We start from the raw sequence: 2,643 nt of genomic DNA on the forward strand, positions 1-2,643 counted from the left end.
GCTGAACGCGGGTTGTTTGACACCCGTGAATATCTCCGGGAGAGAGACGTAAGACTCGGGGTGGAGATGCAGATTATCAGACAGTTCGATGGCCAGATCAAAGAGCACAGCAGGCGACTCACCTTTGATCAGTTCCAATTCGACTTCGCATAGCGGTTCGCTGATTGGTTCGCTACGGTCACCGGCAGCAGGCGCATTGATCTTGCCACGATCAAGTGCCAGTTCGATCCGCTCGCCAGCGCGATTCAGCGTCCAGGCGGTGCGCGTGAAATCAGTTGAAAAAACGGCTTGGAGCCGACCATGGTGCAACTCCAGAAATTCGCGCAAGTCCTGATCGGTAACGATAGTGAAATCGAATACGCCAGGTTGCGTTGGTGCTTCCCACTCGCTACGCTGCGCCAGGCCCCCCGCCCCGGGATCACCGCCTTTGACCGTCATCAGCCAGACGGTGCGGTCCTTGCGTCGTATTCGCAGGGCAATGCCCCGCCGCCGCAGATCCTGTTCCGGCGTGTCATAGTAAGTGTTGAGTAGCCGATATCTCTGTGGCGTCGTTTCGGATAACAGCGGGTGATCTTGCAAGCGTCTGGCCTGAGAGGGGGGCAAGCGCAGTTTGAGTTCGACTTCCGTGTTCATTCGAACTACTTCTCCAATTTGTTATTATCCATGCATGATCAGCACCAATCGCCAGAATCATACGACGTTTAATATTGCCAAGCTTATCGTACGGATAAGCCTCAGCAAGAGTGTGCAGAAGTCATCGGCGCTGATCACGTTCCAGCAACGCTGGCGATTGGGACGCCCGCCGGCCTGGTAAGCCACGTCGTACGCTTCAATCCTGATCAGCAAAGCATTTGCATCATTGCCGCCTCACGTGCTCCCAATTCGGCCTCAATTGCATGAATATTAGTGGCCTGATCCGACAGCTACCTCGACACCTTCATGCGACTTTTTTAATTCAGCCATTCTTTTGCGCCATTCCGCCAGTCCCTCATCCTCATACTCAAGCTGCAATGCTATAGCTTTTGTCGTGCTCAGTTTTTTGTTCTCCATTTTGCGTGAAAATCGCCCCCGCATTCTCGCCAACAAATGTTCAGATTCGTCTTTACTCAACCGCTTGGCTCTTTCGACGTACTCTTCCGAAGGTGATTTCGAATCCATGGCTCAATCCATCCTTAAATCAAAAAAATGAAAAATTTGCTTTTCGGCGTTTGTTCAGCCGATCGTAAAACCTGAGACAGGTCAGACATTCAATGATCAGTCAGCAAGTCATATCTTCAGGCATCATTTTACTGGTTTGCTGATTTTGAAAGCGGCAAATAGTATTGCCGCAATCCCGTAGGGCGATCTGAAGGGACTTGAATACCATCATCAGCCAGCAAGTGCTCAGCGGAAATGACTAAGGTTATTTAACCGTTACGTGTTGAATTGACCAAATACTTTGAATCTGCGTAGAAAAATTAACGCAATCTCCGGCTTTGCATGCGGACCAGCACTTCTCTGTTAAGAGCCATGACAGGTATAAAATGGAAAAAGTCACTACTCTGCGTCACCATCGCAGCCACAATAGCGCCGCTCAGCGCATACGCCACTCCGCTTTCAAGCACCAAGATGTGGTCATTCACCAACGCTAATATCGCTGGCCAAACATCAGAGATACTCTGTTGGTTTTGTCTCCAACCAATGTTGAGGCGAATGCGTTGATGAGCAAAAGGCCTCTGGCAAAACCATAAGAACCTGACGCAGTGTCATTAAACGGAAACAATTAAACGATATAAATCGTATGCACGCGCAACTTGATCCGACTTTGACCTCCACTTATACATTAAACTCAGACATGCAAAAAGAACACAGTCAACCGGGCGCTTGGGCTGTTATTTACTGTTCAGCCACAGGTAAATTTCTGATGGGGAAACGGTCGTCCAAGGTTAACAAGGGCGGCGCATGGAACCTCTTCGGTGGGCGCATCGACGATGGCGAACGTCCAAGGGAAGCACTTGTTCGCGAATTGGACGAGGAGGCTGGCCTGAATGTGAAACTCCGGCACCTGGCCAAACTGCACACAGCGACTCGAAGACTTCGCTCAGGTGACGTCGAGCGGGACATGCACTATTACGTGATTCAGGCGGACCGGGAATTTTCACCCCGCCTCAACCGCGAACACAGCGACTTCCGCTGGTTCAAGGCCACGCAACTGCCGTCCAGATTCAACGAACCCACCTGGGTCGCCATCAAGAAGGGGTTGCTTCAAAAAGTGGCGCGCCACTAAGCCGCGATGGCGAACCGTCCGCTCAGTGACGGCTAACGAGCAAGTCTAGCAGCGGGCGCCACTGAGCGTTCGCAACATCCGAATTGAAATGATTGTCCAACAGAGTGATTCCCCTGTCGGTGGTCTGTAAGGGTACGAGCGCAAAAAACTCGCATGCGTAACGCGGTGCGATAATGCAATCCGGTATCCGTGGGCAGCCGAAGACCTCGCTCTGGTCAGATGGAGCGTGACATGCACAATTACGTGATGAAGAAGACAGACCGTGAGTTTTCACCGCGTCTCAATCGCCGACACAGTGACTTTCGCTGGTTCAAGGCCAAGCAGTTAGGCGGCGTAAATAAATAAACATATCAAGTTTGCGCTATTACGTTCGGTCT

3 protein-coding genes are annotated in these 2,643 nt (G+C 51.3%); 1 reads left to right on the forward strand and 2 read right to left on the reverse strand.

Annotated features, from left to right (window positions below; all coding sequences use genetic code 11):
* Nucleotides 1-633, reverse strand: a 633-nt coding sequence (locus tag ACOYNV_RS27260; RefSeq protein ID WP_422902959.1) for an inorganic triphosphatase, incomplete at its 3' end; no start/stop codon positions are given.
* A 270-nt stretch (nucleotides 634-903) separates the two neighbouring features.
* Nucleotides 904-1,158: a hypothetical protein gene (locus ACOYNV_RS27265; RefSeq protein WP_422902960.1), complete on the reverse strand. Its 255-nt coding sequence runs from the start codon at nucleotides 1,156-1,158 to the stop codon at nucleotides 904-906.
* A gap of 676 nt (nucleotides 1,159-1,834) precedes the next feature.
* Between ACOYNV_RS27265 and ACOYNV_RS27270 the strand changes: the two genes are divergently transcribed.
* Entirely contained in the window at nucleotides 1,835-2,266 is a 432-nt protein-coding gene (locus ACOYNV_RS27270) for an NUDIX hydrolase (RefSeq protein ID WP_422902961.1), read from the forward strand.
* Nucleotides 2,267-2,643 lie beyond the last annotated feature (377 nt).

The sequence above is a fragment of the Propionivibrio sp. genome (genome assembly GCF_049316945.1).
GTDB lineage: Bacteria > Pseudomonadota > Gammaproteobacteria > Burkholderiales > Rhodocyclaceae > Propionivibrio.

Excerpts from the sequence above, each read along its gene's own strand:
- ACOYNV_RS27270 (WP_422902961.1), top strand. The coding sequence starts at position 1,835 with ATGCAAAAAGAACACAGTCAACCGGGCGCTTGGGCTGTTATTTACTGT.
- ACOYNV_RS27265 (WP_422902960.1), bottom strand. The coding sequence starts at position 1,158 with ATGGATTCGAAATCACCTTCGGAAGAGTACGTCGAAAGAGCCAAGCGG.